The sequence below is a fragment of the Sphingopyxis sp. genome, assembly GCF_025869345.1.
Lineage (GTDB): Bacteria > Pseudomonadota > Alphaproteobacteria > Sphingomonadales > Sphingomonadaceae > Sphingopyxis.
In genome coordinates this window covers 48827-52278 of sequence record NZ_JAOZVW010000058.1, presented here as the reverse complement: position 1 = coordinate 52278, position 3452 = coordinate 48827, and the positions used below count along the sequence as shown (strand labels likewise).

At 67.6% G+C, this 3452-nt stretch carries 6 protein-coding genes; 1 reads left to right on the top strand and 5 read right to left on the bottom strand.

Annotated elements, in window-relative coordinates; all coding sequences use genetic code 11:
* Positions 1-1160: FAD-binding protein (locus OJI97_RS06570; protein ID WP_297662258.1), on the top strand; the 1160-nt coding region annotated here is incomplete at its 5' end.
* Between the two features lie 60 nt (positions 1161-1220).
* Here OJI97_RS06570 and OJI97_RS06565 read toward each other — a convergent pair.
* The 5 genes from OJI97_RS06565 to OJI97_RS06545 form a co-directional block, all read right to left on the bottom strand.
* Positions 1221-1523: a type II toxin-antitoxin system RelE/ParE family toxin gene (locus OJI97_RS06565; RefSeq protein WP_297662257.1), complete on the bottom strand. Its 303-nt coding sequence runs from the start codon at positions 1521-1523 to the stop codon at positions 1221-1223.
* Positions 1516-1767, bottom strand: coding sequence for a type II toxin-antitoxin system ParD family antitoxin (locus tag OJI97_RS06560; protein WP_297662256.1), 252 nt, complete (start codon positions 1765-1767; stop codon positions 1516-1518). The genes OJI97_RS06565 and OJI97_RS06560 overlap by 8 nt, the downstream gene beginning before the upstream one ends.
* Before the next feature lie 51 nt (positions 1768-1818).
* Positions 1819-2118, bottom strand: coding sequence for a hypothetical protein (locus OJI97_RS06555; RefSeq protein ID WP_297662255.1), 300 nt, complete (start codon positions 2116-2118; stop codon positions 1819-1821).
* 86 nt (positions 2119-2204) lie between these two features.
* Complete coding sequence (locus tag OJI97_RS06550) at positions 2205-2432, bottom strand: DUF167 domain-containing protein (protein ID WP_297662254.1); 228 nt, start codon at positions 2430-2432, stop codon at positions 2205-2207.
* Between the two features lie 47 nt (positions 2433-2479).
* A partial coding sequence (locus tag OJI97_RS06545) for an NADPH:quinone oxidoreductase family protein (protein ID WP_297662252.1) occupies positions 2480-3452 on the bottom strand: 973 nt, incomplete at its 5' end.

Here is a 3452-nt window from a genome sequence, read left to right as displayed (position 1 = left end):
CCGCCACCTCGGCGCATACCTGCACCGGCGACGGCGGCGGCATGGTGCTGCGCGCCGGCCTGCCGCTGCAGGACATGGAATTCGTCCAGTTCCACCCGACCGGCATCTATGGCGCGGGCGTCCTCATCACCGAGGGCGCGCGCGGCGAGGGCGGCTACCTCACCAACTCCGAGGGCGAGCGTTTCATGGAACGCTATGCCCCCTCGGCAAAGGACCTCGCGTCGCGCGACGTCGTGTCGCGGTCGATGGCGCTCGAAATCCGCGAGGGCCGCGGCGTCGGCCCGCACAAGGACCATATCTACCTCCACCTCGACCATATCGATCCGGCGGTGCTGCACGAACGGCTGCCGGGGATTACCGAGAGCGGCAAGATCTTCGCGGGCGTCGACCTGACGCGCCAGCCGCTCCCCGTGGTGCCGACGGTCCATTACAATATGGGCGGCATCCCCTGTAACTATCATGGCGAGGTCGTCACGCTCGGCAAGGACGGTCCCGATACCGTGGTTCCCGGCCTGTTCGCGGTCGGCGAGGCCGCCTGCGTGTCGGTCCATGGCGCGAACCGCCTCGGCTCGAACAGCCTGATCGACCTCGTGGTCTTCGGCCGCGCGACCGGCCACCGCCTCAAGGAGTTGCTGACCCCCGGCGCCGCGCAGGCGCCGCTGCCGAAGGACAGCGCCGACCTTGCGCTCGGCCGTCTCGATCATTTCCGCAATGCGAACGGCGGCTCGCCGACCGCCGAGGTTCGCATGGAGATGCAGCGCGCGATGTCGCAGCACGCGGCGGTGTTCCGCACCGACGAGCTGATGGCGGAGGGCAAGGAAAAGCTCGCCCAGACCTACGAGCGGATGAACGACATTCACGTCACCGACCGCAGCCTGATCTGGAACACCGACCTTGTCGAAACGCTCGAGCTCGACAATCTGATCGCGCAGGCGACGGTGACGATGCATTCGGCGTTCAACCGCAAGGAAAGCCGCGGCGCCCACGCGCACGAGGATTTCCCGAACCGCGACGACGCGAACTGGATGAAGCACACGGTCAGCTGGTTCGACGGCTGGGGCGGCAAGGGCGGTGGCGTCAAGCTCGATTACCGGCCCGTCCACGAATATACGCTGTCGGACGACGCTCAATATATCGAGCCGAAGGCGCGGGTGTATTGATCTGGCGCGAGCGGTGATGCGGGAATCGGGGAAGGGATAATCTCCTTTTCCCCGTTGGCGCTATTGCGGGCTCTTCAATTGCCGAATCGCGTCCCGCCGCTCGTGCAACACGCGCACCACGTCGATCTGCTCGCCGTCGATCAGATAGAATATGAAATGATGCCCACTCCGCGCCCGTCTGAGGCCCGGAAAGACCTCCGCCTCTTCGGGGTGGCGCAGCCCGCTGACCGCGAGATGTTCGATGGCGCGGCGAATATCGCCCACATAATGCCGGGCCTGTTCGATGCCCCATTGTTCGATCGTGTAATCGGCCGCATTCTCGATATCGGCTTCCGCTTCGGGGCGGACGATGATGCTACGCATCGTTTTCGGGGCCGAACTTCCGTTCCATGAAGGCGTCCCAGTCGAACGGGCGGCCGGGGCCGCTGTCGATGCCTCTGCGAATCTCGCGCCGCAGCGCTTCAACGCTGTCGTCATAGGCGACATAGCGCCGCATCGCCTCGCGCACGACTTCGCTCGTCGTCGCGAACTCGCCCGATTCGACCTTGCGGCGCGCAAATTCGATGAAGGGCTCGCCGAGGGCGATGGATGTGTTCTTCACTGCCATGGGCGTATGATACCAAAATTTGGTATCGCTGTCGAGCGCCGCGCCCTCCGGCTATTCGCTGCGGCCGAGGATGCTCCGAACCGGGTCGAGGTCGGTGAAGGGCTTGTCGACGTCCTGGCCCATCAGCCACAATTTGTGGCAGGCGATGGCGAAGAACATGATCGCGATCGTCCAGACGATGATCGTCTTGATGACCTTCCAGCGCTTGGCCTCATAGGCCGCGAGCGCGCGGGCCTTGTGGTCGATGCCGAGCTCGCCTTCGAACTCGGCGACGAGCTGCGCGCGGCGGGTGCGCGAAATATTCGCGAGGCTCGCGGCCTGCCCATCATTGTTCGAACGGCGCGTTGCCATCGTCAGTCCCTGCGGTCCCTACAGTCCTGCATTCCGCCATAGGGGACAGCCCCTGATAAAGGGTTAACCCGCCGCTGGGAATGCGATCAGCCGAGCGCGACGCCGATCAGCTTGATCCGTGCCGCCGCGCCGCGCAGCAGCGTCAGGTCGCGGCGCGGCCGGCCGAGCGCGGCGGCGAGCAGCGCGATCACCGCCTCGTTCGCCGCGCCGTCGGCGGGCGGCGCGGTGACGCGGAGCTGCACGCGGCCGTCCGCGATCTTCACCTCGTCGCGGCTGGCGCCCGGCGTCACGCGCACCTCGACCCGGCCCGACATCGCGAGTTCGCGCAGCGCCGCGGTGAGCGCGGGGTCGGGCCGGTATTTCAGGGTGTGACGACGAGCTTGCCGACGGCGCTGCGGTCGCCGAGCTTGGCGATGGCCTGGCCGCCGTCGGCGAGCGCGTAGGTGCCGGTGACGCGCGGCTTGATCTTGCCCTGTTCCCAGAGCTGGAACAGCCGCGCGATGTTGGCGCGGTTGCGCTCGGGCTCGCGGGCGACGAAGGCGCCCCAGAAGACGCCCGCGACGTCGCAGCTCTTGAGCAGGGTCAGGTTGAGCGGCAGCCGCGGGATGCCCGCGGGGAAGCCGACGACGAGGTAGCGTCCCTCCCACGCGATCGAGCGTAGCGCCGGCTCCGCATAATCGCCGCCGACCGCATCATAGATGACATTGGCGCCGTTCGGGCCGACCGCTTCCTTGAACGTGTTGGCGAGCGCCTTCGACTGGTCCTTGTCGAACGGCTGGCGGCCATAGACGACGACCTCATCGGCGCCCGCGTCGCGCGCGATCGCCGCCTTCTCCTCGCTCGACACCCCGGCGACGACGCGCGCGCCGAACGCCTTGCCGAGCTCGACCGCGGCGATGCCGACCCCGCCCGACGCGCCGAGCACGAGCAACGTGTCGCCCTCGGCGATATGCCCGCGGTCGACGAGCGCGTGGATGCTGGTGCCATAGGTCATCAGCAGCGAGGCGCCCTCGGCGAAGTCATGCCCCTCGGGCAGGTGATAGACATTGTGGACGCCGACCGCGACCGCCTCGGCCATGCCGCCGTTGCCGCAGCCCGCGATCACCCGGTCGCCGACCTTGAACCCGGTCACGCCCTCGCCGATCTCGGCGACCAGCCCCGCGACCTCGCCGCCCGGGGCGAAGGGGCGTTCGGGGCGGAACTGATATTTATCCTCGATGATCAGCACGTCGGGGAAGTTGACGGCGCAGGCCTTGACGTCGATCACGATCTGGCCCTTGCCCGCGGCGGGGCGCGGCAGCTCGCCAAGCGTCAGCGTTTCGGGGCCGCCGGTG